Source organism: Chryseolinea sp. H1M3-3 (genome assembly GCF_029360725.1).
Lineage (GTDB): Bacteria > Bacteroidota > Bacteroidia > Cytophagales > Cyclobacteriaceae > Chryseolinea.
In genome coordinates this window covers 48362-65973 of the sequence record NZ_JARKMY010000001.1, presented here as the reverse complement: position 1 = coordinate 65973, position 17612 = coordinate 48362, and the positions used below count along the sequence as shown (strand labels likewise).

Genomic DNA, 17612 nt, shown 5'->3' with positions numbered 1-17612 from the left:
CGATTTTGTTGTGCCAAACGGATTTCGTCGATTTAATTTCCCAGATACGTTTATAAGTAGTACATATGATCAAACAGCATCTCCCAAAATTAATATTGATAAGCATTATATCATGCGCTGCAGGTTTAGCCACGGCTCAGCCATCGAGAGGTCCGGTAATTGTTTCTCCGCAGATCAACGCTGATAACGCAGTAGTTTTTCGTTATCTGGCCCCGGATGCCAAAGATGTCAAGCTCAGCGCACAGTTTGAGAAAGCAGCGGTACCAATGACAAAAGATTCAACGGGTGTGTGGAGTGTGACTGTTGGTCCTGTGAAACCCGACATGTATCCATATCATTTTGTTGTGGACGGTATATCCGTAGCGGATCCAAAGAACTCGGCGATTTTTCCGAATGAAGGTTTTCAAAGCAGTATTGTTGAAATTACTGGTAATACGCCATTGCCACATACACTTCAGAATGTTCCGCACGGCACGCTTGCTTACCGCTATTATACATCACCTGTTTTAGGCATCAGGCCTGTAGTCGTCTATACGCCTCCAGGGTATGAAAAAGATACAAAGACAAAATACCCTGTGCTCTATTTGTTACATGGAACAACCGACACAGAAGAAACATGGACGAAGGTTGGCCGGGCAAACGTTATTCTTGACAATCTGATTTCACAGAGTAAATCAAAGCCCATGATCATTGTGATGCCTTATGGTCGTGCATATCCGGTGATCAGTAAATCGTCGGGTAGTCTACGAAACTGGGAAAATCTGCAAGCGTTCTCAAAAGATTTCTTAGACAATCTTCTTCCTTTTATAGAACAAAACTACCGGGTGAAGACAGACAAGGATAGCCGTGCCGTTGCAGGATTTTCAGGCGGCGGTGGAGAGACGTTGTACCTGGGCCTCAACCATCCGGAATTGTTCGGCTGGGTGTGCGGTTTTGCTCCGGGGATGTTAAAAGAAGAATTCGACCGCAATAATGCAGTAGCTTTTGCCAACCCGCAACTTACCAACAAACAATTGAAATTATTTTGGATCGGGGTAGGTAAAGACGATGGCTTGTATCCAGTCATTTCGGAATATCTCAAAGTTTTGGATGAAAAGGGGATCAAACATGAGACGCTTATTTCCGATGGAGGACATACGTGGATGAATTGTAAGTTGTATCTCACCACCATTTCGCAGAAGCTGTTTAGATAAGGTTTGACTAGCCACGTCAAATTTCAACCGTTGTCACAATCGATGCTTGCTTTTCCCGATAGCTTAATTTATAATTGTAGAATTAACACTTATTGAGATGACCAAAAGAATTATCGTTCTTATAATCGTCGCAGGTTGGATGGTATCCAGCATTTGTACTTTAGCGCAGTCGACTACACTGGTCAATCCCATTTTAACAGGGTTCTATCCTGACCCAAGTGTAGCCAAGGTAGGATCTGATTATTATTTGATCAATTCAACATTTTCTTATTTCCCCGGACTTCCGGTTTTTCATAGTAAAGATTTAAAGAACTGGAAGCAGATTGGAAACGTGATCAGCAGACCTTCGCAGATGAATTTTATGGGGCATCGCATGACGCGAGGATTATTCGCTCCAGCCATCAGCTATCATAATGGTACCTATTATGTCACATGCACGCTTATCGATAAGGGAGGAAATTTTGTTGTTACTGCAAATGATCCAGCCGGACCGTGGAGCGATCCGGTTTGGCTACCAGAAGTAAAAGGCATTGATCCGTCTCTCTATTTCGATGACACGAAAGCATACATTGTTTACAACAGTGATGCTCCTGAAAACAAGCCATTGTATTCAGGACACAGGACGGTTAGGATGTATGAATTCGATCCTGTAAATCTTAAAGTCGTTGGTGAAGAAAAAATCCTTATTAATGGCGGTGTTGACATCAGCAAGAAACCGGTGTGGATTGAAGCACCACATTTTATAAAGAAAGGGGAATGGTATTTTCTATATGCTGCAGAAGGTGGAACATCTGTAAATCATTCTGAAGTTGTTTTTAGAAGCAAATCGATTTGGGGACCTTTCATTCCGTATGAACATAATCCTATTCTGACACAAAAGGACCTACCAGCAGATCGCAAGCATCCCATCACATCTGCGGGTCATGCTCAATTTGTTGAAGGCCCGGACGGAAAAATGTATGCGATTTTTTTGGCAGTTAGACCTTATGAAGATAATTATTACAATACTGGGCGGGAAACATTTATTGCACCAGTGGAATGGAAAGATGGATGGCCCGTTATCAACCCCGATAGCAAGGAAATAAAATACACATACAAGACCAATTACAAAGAGATTAAGCAAAAGAATGCGCTACCACAAAGCGGGAATTTTCAATACACGTTGTCTTTTGAAAAGGAACTTGATCCAGCACTTATTTTTTTTCGGACCTGTGATAGCAGTTCATTTAGCCTAAGCAAGACAAACGGACTGACACTAAAACTCAAGCCGGAAACCTGCATGGAGCTTGGCAATCCTGCGTTCATCGGGAAACGTCAGCAGCATATAAATAGCAGCGCTGAAATAGCCCTGGACTTTTCAGCAAAGTCGGATAACGAAAAAGCTGGATTGATAATTTTTCAGGATGAAAAGCACTTCTATTATTTGTGCAAGTCAAAGGACAAGGGCAATGACGTTATACAACTTTTTAAAAGCAATCCTGAAAGCAACAACATGAATTTACTCACGCAGGTTTTGTTGGCAGCGGGCGCTGAAAAGATGCAGTTGCGTATTGATTCCGAGGGTAAAAACTATAGTTTTCGATATGCGCTTAAACCTAACAAATGGGTACTTCTGAAAGATAACGTTGATGCCAAATTCTTAAGCACGCATGTCGCCGGCGGATTCATCGGCTGCGTCTTTGGTATGTATGCTACTTCGTCTGGAATAGAAACATCGAATAGCGCATCCTTTAAATATTTGCGCTATGCTGGTAATGACCCAATGTTTAAATAATGAGCGCTGCCAGGTTTCCAACTGGAGTAAGATAGACTAAGGAATATGAAATTCATTGCGACACTGGCCACATTTATTCTGATTCACTATTGCGTTGTCGCACAGGTTAAGGAGGCTGTCAACCCAATTATTTTTGCCGATGTTCCAGATATGGCTATGATTCGTGTGGGTGATGTTTACTACATGAGCAGCACAACCATGCATATGAGCCCGGGGGTGCCGATCATGAAATCAAATGACCTGGTCAACTGGCACCTTGTTAATTATGCCTACGATACTTTAGCAAATGTTGATGAACTAAATCTTAATAACGGAAAAAGTACTTACGGGAGAGGTTCGTGGGCTAGCAGCCTTAGATATCACAAAGGGCAATACTACGTTACTACATTTGCCCAAACAACGGGTAAGACATACATTTTTACAACAAAGGATATTGAGAAAGGCCCATGGAAAGCATTATCTTTTAAACCCTCCTATCATGATCACTCACTATTCTTTGATGATGATGGGCGCGTTTACATGATTTATGGCGCGGGCAAATTAAAGCTGCTTGAACTCGATAGCGATGCATCCGGTATAAAAGCAGGAACCGTTGAGCAAGTTATTATCGAAAATGCCAGCGCAGCGGCAGGGACTAATATCATGCTTCCTTCGGAAGGTTCTCAACTGTTTAAAATCAACGGCAAGTATTATTTATTCAACATCGTGTGGCCCAAGGGTGGTATGCGAACTGTTATTATTCACCGTGCTGATAAAATCACAGGCCCTTACGAAAGTAAAGTAGCGTTGCAGGATCTGGGGGTTGCGCAAGGTGGTCTTATAGACACACCCGATGGTAATTGGTACGCTTATTTATTTCGGGATTACGGTGCCGTGGGACGCATACCCTATTTGGTGCCGGTACAATGGATTGATGGATGGCCTGTGTTAGGCGTAGATGGGAAAGTACCAGAGACGCTCAATCTACCTGAAAATAAGACGTTGATCCCTGGTATTGTTGCATCAGACGAATTTAATCGGAAGGATGGTGAACGTCCGTTGCCATTGGTTTGGCAGTGGAACCATAATCCAGACAACTCCCTTTGGTCACTCACCGATAGGAAAGGGTATCTTCGGCTTACAACGGGTCGGATAGATACATCTTTCTTTTTGGCAAGGAATACATTAACCCAGCGGACCATTGGGCCGGAATGTACCGGCATCACTTTCATGGATGTTTCAAATATGAAGGAAGGCGACTTTGCCGGCCTTGCGCTACTTCAAAAAAAATTTGGGATGGTAGGCGTACGGTATAGCAACGGAATTAAATCCATCGTAATGGTGAATGCTGAATCTGGAAAACCTGTCGACGTGGAAAGTGTAGCACTCGCCAGGAATGCAGTGTACCTCAAAACTGAATGCAACTTCAGAAACCTGGTGGACACAGCCGATTTTTTTTATAGCCATGACGGTAAATCGTGGACGCGCATTGGATCCCAGCTTCACATGGCTTACACGTTACCACATTTTATGGGGTACAGGTTCGGCCTGTTTAACTACGCATCAAGAAATATTGGTGGCTTTGCAGACTTTGATTTCTTCCGCATCGAAAATCGGATATCGGGACATTAGCGTCTTTTAGCAAAGGGAATCAGTCCGCGCAGTTACTGTTAGGCCAGACGACTCGTGTTTTGTTGTAAATGACGTCAACGCCGCCCCGCATGAAAAGGATACCCAATTAACGTAACTAAATAAAAAGCCAATGAAATGTGAATTCAATGTGAAAAAATCAATGACCAATGCGCTGCTTAGCTTGATAATGCTTGCCGGTGTATTAACAGTCAAGGGCCAGCCCCCAAGGGGACCGTTGGTGATTTCACCTCAGGTGAATCCTGACAAAACGGTTGTGTTTCGTTATCTCGCCCCACGGGCAAACGAAGTTAAATTAAGCGCGCAGTTTTTAAAAGAACAGCTGCCAATGGCTAAAGATACATCCGGTATTTGGAGTGTAACTGTTGGTCCTATTGACCCTGACATCTACCCATACAGTTTCAACGTAGATGGTGTAACGGTTATGGATCCTGCGAATGTCGCCTTTTTTCCAAATGAGCGTTTTAAAGCAAGCCTTGTGGATGTACCAGCAGACCCACCGTTAGTTCACGCAGTTAAAGATGTTCCGCACGGCACAGTTACATACGAGTACTACCCATCTTCAGAAAAGACAACAGGATCGCTCGTCATCTATACACCTCCAGGTTATGATAAAGACCAATCAAAAAGTTATCCTGTCTTCTACCTGATCAGCGGCACAACGGACACGGAAGAAACATGGTTTAAAGTAGGTCGCACAAATTTTATTTTAGACAACCTGATCGCCGAAGGTAAAGCCAGACCTATGATCATCGTAATGCCTTACGGAAATGTCGCTGCAAGGATTGCAGCACAAACAGGCGCGCCTAAACCAGCCGATCCAATGGGCCGGGAAAGCGCCGATGCCCTTAAGAGGGCAAAGGACTTCGAAAATGATCTTGTCAATAATATTGTCCCTTATGTCGAAAAAAATTACCGGGCGATCCAAACGCGCGAAAGTCGTGCGATCGGAGGCTTTTCGCGTGGAGGAGGGCAAACACTGCGATCGGCGTTTGGTAACATGGATAAATTTGCATGGATATGTTGTTACGCTTCGTATTTGTCTTCCAATGAAATGGAACGCGATTACAGATCCATCTACGAAAACGCAGCCAATACAAATCAACAACTAAAATTATTTTGGATAGGGGTTGGTAATGAAGACTTCTTGTACAATTCTACTGTAGAATTTATGGACTTCCTGAAAGCAAAAGGGGTAAACTACAAAAGTCGCATTACGTCAGGCGGACATACCTGGATGAATACAAAAAAATACCTTTCCGAAACGGCACAATTACTTTTTAAATAAGTGCCCTTTTGCCATGGGTGATAATTGGCGGCTTTAGTAACCACGAGCGAAAGAAAAACGACACGTGACAATAGGATACTTGAACAGCGTGGATCTTTTGAAAACTCACAGCACCATAGCGTCAAGCAATACTGAGCAAGCAGCCTGATTTATCAACTCGCACACAAAAATTTTTGACAACAAGATAATTGAAATACAATGAACCGACTTTTTTACACATTAATGATGTTGGCACTGACCACTATTACGGTTTCCGCACAAAGACCTCCAGCCATCAGTTCACCAGATGTTCATGCCGATCATAGCGTTACTTTCAGATACTTTTCCCGCAGGCTCAAAAGGTATCCGTAAGCGGAGAATTTTTGTCTGCCCCGGTTCCCATGAAGAAGGACACCTCTGGGATTTGGAGCGTTACAATACAATCTATTAAACCCGATATTTACCCTTATAGCTTTTGGGTTGATAGTGTACAGACAGCAGACCCGAATAACACCCACATCTTTGCAAATGAACGATTCAAGAGAAGTATCCTGGAAGTCCCTGGTGACAAACCGCTGATACATTCATTGCAGAATGTGCCTCACGGAAAAATCAGCTATGAATATTATAAATCAGGAACGCTCGGTAGCACGCGTACGGTACTGGTATACACGCCCCCCGGATTTAATCCCGCGGGTAAGACCAAATATCCTGTCCTGTATCTCATCCATGGTGGTTCAGACACCGAGGAAACATGGACTAAAGTTGGGCGCGCGAATCTGATTGCTGATAATCTTATCGCGCAAAAAAAAGCAGTACCCATGATCATCGTGATGCCCTACGGCAACGTACGGCCTAAGCCTATGGAGCAATTTACGGTAGATGTTATCCAGGATATTATACCATTTATTGAATCGAAATATCCGGTGATTCGGGAGAGTAAAGGCAGAGCGGTCGCCGGGTTTTCTGTAGGAGGTGGACAAACATTAAATATCGGGTTAACCCATCCAGATAAGTTTGCCTATGTGTGTTCGTATGCGCCCTATACGGCGACCGACGAGTTTCGAAAAAATTTCTCTGATTGGACACCTGATGCCGCAGCGATGAATAAACAATTGAAGTTGTTTACCATTAGCGTGGGGACCGAAGATTTTCTCTACGAAAGTGTAAAACAAAATATCGCGATGTTCAAAGAAAAGAATCTGAAGCTGGAGACTTTGATAGTACCTGGCGGCCATACCTGGATGAATTGCAAATTGTTTCTCGCCAACAGCCTTGCGCAATTATTCAAATGATCCTTCGTAACAAACAACAAGTTTGCAAACCGAGTATAATTAAAACCAAATGAAAAAAATATTTTCTTTTTTAATTGCTGTTCTCACGGTATTCACCGGATACGCTCAGGAAATTATCAAACATGCCCCGGAAGGTTTTGATGTGGCGCAGGCAACCTTTGCCCATGGGAAAATCGATACGGTATCCTATTCTTCAAAGACGGTGGGCGTTACCAGAAAAATGTTGGTCTATACGCCACCTGGTTATTCGAAGAAAATTAAATACCCGGTGTTATACCTGCTCCATGGCATCGGTGGGGATGAGAAGGAATGGTTGAAAGGAGGACAACCACATGTTATTCTGGACAACCTGTATGCACAGAAAAAATTGGCGCCCATGATTGTTGTGTTACCCAACGGTCGGGCAATGAAGGATGATCGTGCAACAGGCAATATTTTTGACAGCGTGAAAGTTCAGGCGTTCTCTACGTTTGAAAAAGATTTATTGAACGATCTGATCCCATTTGTAGAAAAAAAATATTCTGTCTACAAGGATCGTGAGCATCGTGCCATTGCGGGATTGTCTATGGGCGGCGGTCAATCTCTCAACTTCGGTCTTGGCAACCTGGATAAGTTTGCATGGGTGGGAGGATTTTCTTCAGCACCCAATACAAAAGCTCCTGAAGTACTTCTACCCGATCCGGCAAAGGCGAAAGGTCAGTTAAAATTGCTTTGGATATCATGCGGTGTTGATGATGGCTTGATGTCATTCAGCAAACGTACGCACGACTATTTGCAAGCACATGATGTCCCGCACATTTTCTATGTTGAGCCAGGTGCCCACGATTTTAAAGTATGGAAGAACGATCTCTATATGTTCTCACAATTGCTATTCAAACCCGTAAAGGTGAACGATTTTCCGAAATACGATTTGCTTGGATCCGCGGCAGCAACGAACGTAAGGTCAGCAAAGTATCCACGGATTGTTTCAGGCAGCCGTGCCCTGTTTAGAATAAAAGCACCGGATGCTCAGAAAATGCAAATCGATTTGGGAAAGAAGTATGATATGGTAAAAGGCAATGACGGGTTCTGGGAAGTTACAACCGACTCTCTCAGTGAAGGGTTTCATTATTATTCCTTGCTGATCGATGGTGTTGCCATAGCTGATCCTTCATCAGAAACTTTTTATGGAATGGGAAGGATGGCCAGTGGTATTGAAATTCCATTTGCAGGCGATGAATATTACGCGATAAAGAACGTGCCTCACGGGGACGTTCGGATAAAACGTTACTATTCGTCGATTACCAACTCATGGCGAAACATGTACATCTATACGCCACCGGGATATGATACAGCCGCTACAAAGTATCCAGTGTTGTACATTCTTCATGGTGGGGGAGAAGATGAAAGAGGCTGGGCTACGCAAGGAAAAACTGATCTCATCCTTGATAATCTTATTGCGGAAAAGAAAGCTAAGGCGATGTTGGTGGTAATGATGGATGGAAATTTTGGAAGTGGTGGTATCGCAGGTTTTGGTGAACAGTCATTGCGGATGTTTGAAAATGAATTGAAGCAATCTGTAATTCCTTTTGTAGAAAAGAACTATCGTACTGCTGCCGATGGGAACAGCAGAGCGCTTGCCGGCTTATCGATGGGTGGCTTGCAGACACTCTACGCGGGATTAAAAAATACCAATATGTTTTCTTACCTCGGCGTATTCAGTTCAGGATGGTGGGCTAATCAACCCAACCTTTCAAACCCTCAATATGAGTTCATGAAAAACAACGCCGGGACTATTAATTCTAATCTGAAAAGCTTTTGGATCGCTATGGGTGGACCAGAAGATATTGCACACAATAATTGCAAGGTCATGATGGGAAAATTTGATGAGATGGGAATAAAATATACTTACAGTGAATATCCGGGTGGTCACACCTGGCCCGTGTGGAGAAACAACCTTTATAATTTTGCACAATTGCTTTTTAAGTAAAGTGAAATAAAAGGATGGTCAAACCCAATCAGATCTGGTTTGACCATCCTACTATGCAAGATCTATTTCCTGGTACCAGAAACACTGCCTGCTAAGGGCTAGCTGAGATCCACACATTGGAATAGTGATGAGGTCCCTTGAGCAACACTTTAAAATACCCGGAGTTGGTTGGAACGCTGAACGTAAATTCTTCTTCGTGAATAGAAACCTCGCCGGCTTTTTTATAACTATCACTTCCACCGCTCTTGAAATTATTTTTATCGGCAAAAAAAATCTCTGCCTTGTCAGTATTAAGCTCGCTAAAGCTTTTCCATTTGACAGTGATAACATGCTCTTTCAACGTCGCCGAAAGGTTTGAAAAATCAGCTGTGCCTATGAATGGAACACCGTCTAATTCCCGACTTATGGTGTCAGGTATCGGCAATTGTAAATGATTGCATATCGATGGCAGTATATCAACAATAGCAGGATTTTGTTTGAAACGGTCATTTAACTTTTTACTGTTGGTGGTGATCCACGTTGTGCGTTCACGTTCTGATTGTCCACCATGATTTTTACCTTCGACAGCATCACGTCCGTGGTCAGTAGTAATAATTAGGAGCCAATCTTCGTTAAATTTTTCTTCGCGGACTTTAATCGATTCCCAAATCTTTTTTAGTTGAGCATCTGCATTTTTTACGGCATCATAGAACTGACGGCTATCTCCAAAACGGTGACCCATGTCGTCCGTGTATTCCAGATAGATCCACGAAAGATCCGGCGCGTTATTTAGGATGAATCGTGCGGCCTCATCACAAACGGCCTCATCAATTTTAAGGATATGGCTTGCATCTTTATTGTGTGGATATCTTATCGTGTCATGTTCAAGGCCGTCAAACTTATAATCGAGCGTTACTGATCCTGCCTGTTCAAGTCCCTCGCCAATTAATTTTGTTCGGTTATCCAACCATGTAGAAAAAATGGCAGTTTGAATTTTTGGATTAACTGTTTCAGCAATGCGAAAAATGTTCCAGTAGTGATAGTTAGGTTGGGAAATATCATTATCCCAGACGTTGTGCTTATGAGCCCATGTTCCAGAGAGCAAAGAAATATAGCCGGGTGCTGAGATGGTAGGCGTTTCGTTGTATGTGCCTTTCACCCCGCCGACGTAAGCGCGCGCAAATCCGCCGGTCTTTGCAATTTCGCCGAAGGTCGGGAGCGCCAATTTCTCAATGACATCAGCGGGAACGCCGTCCAGAATTACAAAGACAGCTTTTGGTTTTTTCTCTTGGACCTGCGCAGTTAAGTTGAATGCAATGCCTACACTTAAAAATACACTGACAATGAATTTAAGCTTTATCGTCTTTATGGGTAATTGCCTATGGGCAGCATTTATTTTCTGCGGATAAAATTTAAATATTTCCATCATTAAGAAACAAAGATCAATATACCAGTTTATTCATCCGTTCTAAACGGCGACATCGTCAAGAGTTGTAGTAAGTAACAAGTTCTAATTTCTAACAGCTTGTATCTTTTTGAAAATTCCGCAATGTAACATCGATGGGTGGGGATAAAATGACTCAACCAGGCTTGGAAAGAATTCTTTTTGGGTCATTGCTCGCATAATAACCGGCGTTTGTCGCAAAATCTTTCATTTATAAAATGTAACACTCCTTGATGCGTTACATTGTAAATCTTCTGAAATCAATTTTATTTATGCAAAGGAAAGAATTTATTAAACGATTGGGCTTGAGTAGTCTCGTAGCCCCTTTTGTTGCGGCATGTGGCAATGAGAATGTTGATCCAATTCCTGTTACAGATGCGAGTTCCACAGGCTCAGGATCATGTACCGTGTCACCATCTGAAACTGCAGGACCGTTTCCTACAAAAAGCCCGTCAAGTCTGGTGATGACCGATATCCGATCGGACAGAACTGGAATAGAAATGCAAATCCATATTACCATCCAAAATAAAAATAATAATTGTGCGGCTCTTTCCGATGCTATTGTTGATATATGGCATTGTGATAAGGATGGCTATTATTCAGAATATGGAGGAACCGGTATGCAGTCCCTTAATTTACAAGGCGTGCATTTTCTAAGAGGTCGTCAAAGCAGTGACACCAATGGATTGATTTCATTCAAAAGCATTTTTCCGGGCTGGTACAGTGGAAGGGCTCCTCACATTCACGTCCATGTCTACGATGCAACGGGCAAGTCTTTATTGGTAACTCAAATTGCCTTTCCTACGGATGTTTGTGATACAGTATATACAACTGCAACGCAGTTTTATAAAAAAGGAAAACAGGACACTTCAAATGCTGTAGATAACGTCTTCTCCGATTCATTGGCGAATCAAATGTCGACAATCGCAGGAAATGTAGCGGATGGTTATGTTCTTTCGCATACGATTATCGTAAGTGCTTAATGGTATGAAACATTAGCGTACTTTTTAACATGGAGCCTGAAGCTGTAATATATCTTGCTGGCCAAAGGGGAGGTACACATTCTCCAACCCATCGGAGTCTTCATGCTTTTAATTTCGGAACGTATCATCGCGATTACAGGCGCCCATTCAGAAATCTGACCGTATGCAATGACGAGACTTTAATGCAACAAGGAACTTTAACCTATTTCCTCCCTGATAATCATTTAATCTTTTTGTTACCCGTGATTGGTGGCTTTAATTATAAAGTTGGAAATGAGGCTGTGGAACATTTTGTTGACGTCGGACAGCGTGTTTTACTTTATTTGAAAAAGGCTTCAGTCCTGAACATAATCAACGAGTTTCAAAATGAACCTATCAATTTTATTTGTTGCTGGTTCTCAACTCATGGAACCGTTGATGAGCAATCAATATATTCCACATTTGACTTGGATGCGTCAAAAAATTCACTAATTAATATTTCTACATCTCCACGGTAAGTTGCCATATCGGAAAATTCTCGGGACGTCACCATTGTACTTTTAAAACCGCATTCTGCAGGCGACATGTGTTTGCTTTTGTACTGGAAGGCGCGTTCGAATTTCAGAACAGACTTCTGGAGCAAAGGGATGGACTCAGCCTGTCGAATGTGTCAGAACTTGAATTTGAAGCACTTTCAAATGATGCAATTCTGCTGCTTTTTGAATTGTCTTAGTAGTAACGGTCCAGTGTATTTACTTTTCCTAATGACCTTTAATTTAGTCCGAGATTTCATTCTTGATTTCTGCTAACAACTCCTTATCAGTCAAATAATACTTGTCCATAAAATTTTTTCCCTGCTGATAGAATTCCTTGCAGCTGGGGTCGTTGCGAACGAAATAGGCATATTGATAAATCTGGCTGCCAAGTCCGTGATACACCGGCATCAGATCAGTGGTTCGTTCGTGTATAGCGCGAAACTCATCATCACGCAGATAACTGAGTCCCCATTTGCCAAAGGCGAGCAAGTTTAATTGGTGATAATAAACGACATGACCGAGTTCATGCGCGAGAATGCCAACCTGTGCATCAAAGGGAAGTGAGCGTAGCAGAATGGGATTAAAGTAGGAGCCTTGCGCATCGTTCAATAAAATTAAATAATGCCTTCCCGTCCGTGGCCCCAGCAGCGTCCAGACATTTACAGTCGACTCCATCGGCGCGCCTTCTTGCGTGAGTATCATGTCGATCTTAACATCTTTTAGTTCTGGATAGGCAGAATATGCAATGGCTGCCGCGACTTCAAATCCTTCGGGAAGCCCTTTATTTTCTCCAATGATTGCTTTTAGGCTGTCAAGATTGTAGATGTGGTTTGCAAGAGTGTCCCTAAAAACATATGTTGAAACGTTAGTATCTTTTTGTGCAGGATCCACCGTTTGAACAATGACGGCGACTGCAAGTACCGAAATGGAAATGATAATGATTAGAATGAACTGACCTACCCGTTTCATTTATTTTAGTTTTTCGACATGCTCAAGTCTAATAAGTTGAATTTTTGAAGATGAATTATTTTTTCATTCTGGGTCCGTATTGTGGTGGTGTCGCCCCTAATTCCAACGCTCCTAAGTCAGGTGCTTTACCAGAATAATTGTCGTTTATATTATGGAGAACACAACCGGCGTCAACTGCTTTACTTGAAGGTTTCAAACTAAAATCAAATCCGTTTACTGGATAGACATGCCCTTTGTTAGTAACGTCAGGTAGCGGCACATGGGCAAATACATCATCTTCCAATTCCACACCATGTATTTCATGTTGTGTTTTCTTACTAAATTCTTTCAGTGATGTGAACTCGAAGGTTGTGAGTTGTTTTTCATCGGCATGGTTTAAAGAATCCAAATGCGGATAACGCCAGCGGTATTTCATTCCTCCGTGCTTTTTTTTCCGATAGCCATTATAATCCATCGAAGAATAGCGGGTAAATGTGGTAGCACTCAGTGCATGGCGGTTATCATCGGGGCCGATAAATAGATTATTTCTGAAATGTCCGTTTGAGAAATTGGTAATGGCTACATCAGCGACAAATGTATTCTGATAGGTAAATATCCCGGAAGGGCGCACGGTGTATTTTAATGCAGTGCCCGGTACGTTGTAGCAAATGTTCTTGAAAAAATATACGGGCCCTCCAAAGATAGGTTGTGCGCTTAACGCAGAATGATATGAATTAAAACCACGGTTTTCAAAAACTCTTATATTGTGAACGCCTCCATCCGCCTCAATGAAATCGTCAGCCATATTGAAGATGTCATTCCTGTAAAAGTCAATGGAGACACATTTAGGTTTACCGGCCTCGGGTAAACCATGTGTATCTACGCAAATGCCATCATGGAAAAACAATATAGCGTTGTGGCAAACCACATGACTTTGACCGTACACTTTAATGGCATAGTAAGAAGTTAGAGGAGATGGTTTTTCAAGTCCATACCAACCTACAAGCGTATCCGGATCATGACGTCCAACCATTACGTTATCGGCAATGTAAAAGTCTTTTGAGTCGGCGTTATAAGTTACCACCCCCATACCGATGTTTTCCATTTTACAATTCTTCACTGTCAGGCCGCTACATCCCATGACACGTTTAAGTCCGGCATAAAAAGCGATATCTGTGTTTCGAATGGTCAGGCCTTCGAAATAATGATAGTCTGCAGCCATTACATCAAACAATCTGTATGCCCCATCGCCATCGAATATTACTTCTCCATCGCCTGCGGCTTTGATAACAATTGGTTTTTCTGGCGTACCCTTTTGAGTCAGCACGTAGGCGCCATGGAAATCAAGTGCCAGGGAATCTGCATATTTCAGACGGTTACCTTTATATCTGCCGGCGTGCATTAAAATTACATCGCCGGGTTGAACACGCGGTTCCGGAACGTTCCACCAATCACCAGTATTCCCTCCTCCATAGTAAGCTTCGTTTAATCCTGTAAACGCGGGGACTTCCTTGTGACCACGATAACCCGGTGGATACACGTGAAAAACTTTTCCGCCTGTATAGGGTACAGGCTCAGCCTTTGTCTTGATTGAAACAATATGTTCACTTTGTCCTGTAACTCCATCCGGATCTGTCAACTGAAATCGACATTCGTAATTTGAATTTTCTTCAAGATTGAAAATACTTCCGGCGAACATGTTTTCCGTAGTATGTACCCAGGGTTGTTCATGTCCGTAAATCTTTTCCCCACCAATTCTCAGCAAGGGTAATCCTTTTTGCCAGGCGGTCGCCCCTTTTTTTCTAAATGAAACCTGCACACGCGCATTACGATTGTCATCATCGCTGATCCTCCATTCAAACCCGGCGCAAATCAGGGTGGGTGGTTCGATAATAAATTCTCCCGAAGTTGTTTTGTTAGACGCAGATCTCTGAAACCCATGTGATGCAACTGTCCACTCAAAAGTGAGTAAGATAGCTGTCGTTAAGAAAAATCTTAATTTCATTTGCTAAAGTGTGCGTTTTCTTTGTTGATTTTGGAGAGAGCGTTCAACGCCTTCTGGCTTCATCATCTTGATCCTGTAAGATCAAAAAAAATAAGGCCCACACTAAAGTTAGGAAATTGTTTTTTCTTCAATAGTTTTTTCTGAAAGCCATGTTCGGTTAAACGAGGCTTTTTAGTTTCTCCACAGTCAATGGCTTGGAAACAAAGTCGAACACCGCCTTATAGGACTTCGACTTTTCAATGTCATCAAGATCAATTGACGAGGTAAGTATTACGATCCTGCATTTGGCGAGGTATAACATCGGGAGTTTATGCAGCTCTTCAAGAAATTCCCAGCCATTCATTTCTGGCATATCAATATCGAGGAAAATAATTTCAGGTAACGGCATGGTGTGTAACAGGAGCCATTGCTTGAGCTGTTGCAATGCCATGTGCGCATCAGTGAAGACAACGGTTTTAAAATCAAAATGACATTCAATTATTCTTTGGTTCACGAGGTTAGCAACGGGATCATCATCAATTAGCAAAATATTTTTAGCTGATAACGCTGTCATGATTTTTAGGCAGATAGATGCTAAATTCCGAACCTTCATTGACTTTACTTTTTACCTCAACTTTACCTCCAAGCGATTCCACTTGTGTTTTGACAAGGTGTAAACCAACGCCTTTACCAGGGACTGAATGATTCAATTTTTTAAACAGCCCAAATAGTTTTGTTCCATTTTTATTCAAGTCAATGCCTGATCCATTGTCTCGTACAGACAGGCATATATAGTCTTTTTCCTCTGTTGAGTGAATATGAATGTGCAGTGGTCCTTCAGGTAATTTAAATTTGATGGCATTCGAAAGAACATTATAAAGAATGCTGTAAAAATAGTTTCTGATAGTAAATACTCCTTTGGCGTGGCGGAAGTCTGATGTGATAACAGCTTTACTTTCCGAAATCTCTTGGTGCAGCACTTGCATCACAAGTCTGAGTTGCGTTTCAAACGCTACAAACTCACGCTTTCCTTTTTCGGAATTCCGGACCGAAACAACGGTATTGATATCCCTTACGATGTTATCAAGATCGTTGGCCGCTTCTGCAATTTTATCTACAATAAATTGGTTCTCTTTCGGATCGACATCGAAAATGCTGGCGAGTCCTAGTATTCGTGCAATCGGAGCGCGTAAATTGTGAGATATCATGTACCCGAACTGGCCAAGCTCTTTGTTTTTTAATTGCAGACGGTCCACCAGCATCAGCGTTTCAACGTTCGCGTTTTTAATTTCTGTAATATCGATCATCATGTTGGACGCGCCTATTATAATTCCCTCGCCGTTAAAAGTAGGCGTCGGGTGCATGACCACATACCGTTTTGTGCCGTCGGGCCGTTCAATAATAATTTCTTCTTCGATCTTAATACCCTCTTTAATAGCCCGAGCCATAGGAGATGATTCATGTGTTACCGGAACATTCTCCTTGTCGTACAATTTCCACGCACCGCTCCATTTTTCTTTACTACGGTCAGGTACTCTTCCCCACAGTGTTTCTGCGGCTTTATTATAGATCATAATATTACCTTGCGAATCACAGGTATACACAGCAGCGGGTAAATCGTGTACTAGCTGGTTGTATAATTTTTCACTTTCTTCGATCCGTTTTCTTGCTTCCTCTTTTTCACGCTCGGTTTTTTTGCGTTCCGCTTCAATTCGGTATTTCTCCAAAGCATTCGTAACGGCAACAGGCAAGCGATGCAAACGATCTTTTAGAATGTAATCGTCTACACCTTTTTGTACAGCCACTACTGCAAATTCTTCACTTACCGCGCCGGTTACTAAAATAAACGGAATGTCTAAATTTGACTTTCTCAAAATTTCCAAGGCTTCAATCGAATTGAAGGCAGGAAGCCCATGGTCGCTGAGAATAATTTCAGGTTTAAATTCATGCAATGCGGTCTTGTATTGGTTTCTCGTATTTACCAATTTGACATCGCAGGCAATGTTGCTCTTTTTCAAGAGGCGTGCTATTAATTCTGAATCACTTTCCTCATCTTCCAGATGAAGTATCCTAATCTTCTCGTTTATCATACATCATGCTTTGTCCAACTGAACTTGAATCTCTTTTAATGTCTCAGGTATCTTCTCAAAATCATTTGTCTTATCAAAGAAATAGTCGGCACCCAATGTCATGCATGTGCTACGATACTGTGGTCCCGATAAATTTGTAAGCATAATAATTTTCATTGTTGGATATTTTCTTCTTAACTGAATAAGCAAGTGTACACCATTGGCTACCAGCATATCATCTTTAAGATTGATATCAAGAATGACAACATGGGGTACTCGCTCTCCGATCAAATGAAGGGCCGTAGCAATGTTCGTGGCGTTACCTAAAAACTTTACTTTCTCCACCTCATTTAACATCAAAGCAAGTCTTTCTGCGACGATGACAGAGTCATCCACAGTCATAATTTTCAAGTCTGACGAAATCGGGTTTTCCTTCATGGAAATATTTACTGATACAAAGAACGGCATGAAGATGCCCAGGGTTGATAGGAGTTTTGATGAAAGACATGTAGCACTTTGTACTACACACCATCGCCTTAGCGAGGCTTACGATTTAAAAGTTC

Annotated in this window: 14 protein-coding genes and 1 pseudogene; 9 read left to right on the top strand and 6 right to left on the bottom strand. The window is 42.2% G+C overall.

All coding sequences use genetic code 11. The features are described 5' to 3' along the window. The first annotated feature begins 65 nt into the window (after positions 1 to 65). The 6 genes and pseudogenes from P2W71_RS00250 (at position 66) to P2W71_RS00225 (ending at position 9127) form a co-directional block, all read left to right on the top strand. Positions 66 to 1193, top strand: a complete 1128-nt coding sequence (locus P2W71_RS00250; RefSeq protein WP_276365475.1) for an esterase — start codon at positions 66 to 68, stop codon at positions 1191 to 1193. Between the two features lie 139 nt (positions 1194 to 1332). Further along, positions 1333 to 2967, top strand: a complete 1635-nt coding sequence (locus P2W71_RS00245) for a glycoside hydrolase family 43 protein (RefSeq protein ID WP_276368983.1) — start codon at positions 1333 to 1335, stop codon at positions 2965 to 2967. A gap of 45 nt (positions 2968 to 3012) precedes the next feature. Next, positions 3013 to 4578, top strand: a complete 1566-nt coding sequence (locus tag P2W71_RS00240) for a glycoside hydrolase 43 family protein (RefSeq protein WP_276365472.1) — start codon at positions 3013 to 3015, stop codon at positions 4576 to 4578. A 130-nt stretch (positions 4579 to 4708) separates the two neighbouring features. Beyond that, positions 4709 to 5884, top strand: coding sequence for an esterase (locus P2W71_RS00235; protein ID WP_276365470.1), 1176 nt, complete (start codon positions 4709 to 4711; stop codon positions 5882 to 5884). A gap of 198 nt (positions 5885 to 6082) precedes the next feature. After that, positions 6083 to 7158, top strand: a pseudogene (locus tag P2W71_RS00230) (alpha/beta hydrolase-fold protein). Positions 7159 to 7207: 49 nt separating this feature from the next. Continuing rightward, positions 7208 to 9127, top strand: coding sequence for an alpha/beta hydrolase-fold protein (locus tag P2W71_RS00225; RefSeq protein ID WP_276365467.1), 1920 nt, complete (start codon positions 7208 to 7210; stop codon positions 9125 to 9127). Between the two features lie 91 nt (positions 9128 to 9218). On the opposite strand, the gene P2W71_RS00220 is transcribed toward P2W71_RS00225, so the two are convergent. After that, positions 9219 to 10535, bottom strand: a complete 1317-nt coding sequence (locus P2W71_RS00220; RefSeq protein ID WP_276365465.1) for an alkaline phosphatase family protein — start codon at positions 10533 to 10535, stop codon at positions 9219 to 9221. Between the two features lie 287 nt (positions 10536 to 10822). Between P2W71_RS00220 and P2W71_RS00215 the strand changes: the two genes are divergently transcribed. The 3 genes from P2W71_RS00215 to P2W71_RS00205 are packed head-to-tail and all read left to right on the top strand — an operon-like array spanning position 10823 to position 12245. Next, positions 10823 to 11533, top strand: coding sequence for an intradiol ring-cleavage dioxygenase (locus tag P2W71_RS00215; protein ID WP_276365462.1), 711 nt, complete (start codon positions 10823 to 10825; stop codon positions 11531 to 11533). A gap of 29 nt (positions 11534 to 11562) precedes the next feature. Then, positions 11563 to 12030 carry a hypothetical protein gene (locus tag P2W71_RS00210; RefSeq protein ID WP_276365459.1) on the top strand — a complete coding sequence of 156 codons (468 nt, stop codon included), beginning with the start codon at positions 11563 to 11565 and terminating at the stop codon, positions 12028 to 12030. Beyond that, positions 12018 to 12245, top strand: a complete 228-nt coding sequence (locus tag P2W71_RS00205) for a hypothetical protein (protein ID WP_346659949.1) — start codon at positions 12018 to 12020, stop codon at positions 12243 to 12245. The genes P2W71_RS00210 and P2W71_RS00205 overlap by 13 nt, the downstream gene beginning before the upstream one ends. Positions 12246 to 12288: 43 nt before the next feature. On the opposite strand, the gene P2W71_RS00200 is transcribed toward P2W71_RS00205, so the two are convergent. From P2W71_RS00200 to P2W71_RS00180, 5 genes are all read right to left on the bottom strand, one after another. Further along, complete coding sequence (locus P2W71_RS00200; RefSeq protein WP_276365458.1) at positions 12289 to 13017, bottom strand: hypothetical protein; 729 nt, start codon at positions 13015 to 13017, stop codon at positions 12289 to 12291. Positions 13018 to 13072: 55 nt separating this feature from the next. Further along, positions 13073 to 15001, bottom strand: a complete 1929-nt coding sequence (locus P2W71_RS00195; protein ID WP_276365457.1) for a hypothetical protein — start codon at positions 14999 to 15001, stop codon at positions 13073 to 13075. Positions 15002 to 15158: 157 nt separating this feature from the next. Then, complete coding sequence (locus P2W71_RS00190) at positions 15159 to 15554, bottom strand: response regulator (protein WP_276365455.1); 396 nt, start codon at positions 15552 to 15554, stop codon at positions 15159 to 15161. After that, positions 15535 to 17070, bottom strand: a complete 1536-nt coding sequence (locus P2W71_RS00185; protein WP_276365452.1) for an ATP-binding protein — start codon at positions 17068 to 17070, stop codon at positions 15535 to 15537. The genes P2W71_RS00190 and P2W71_RS00185 overlap by 20 nt, the downstream gene beginning before the upstream one ends. Positions 17071 to 17073: 3 nt before the next feature. Further along, a complete protein-coding gene (locus P2W71_RS00180) occupies positions 17074 to 17517 on the bottom strand; it encodes a response regulator transcription factor (RefSeq protein ID WP_276365449.1) in 444 nt (147 codons plus the stop codon). Positions 17518 to 17612: the final 95 nt, after the last annotated feature.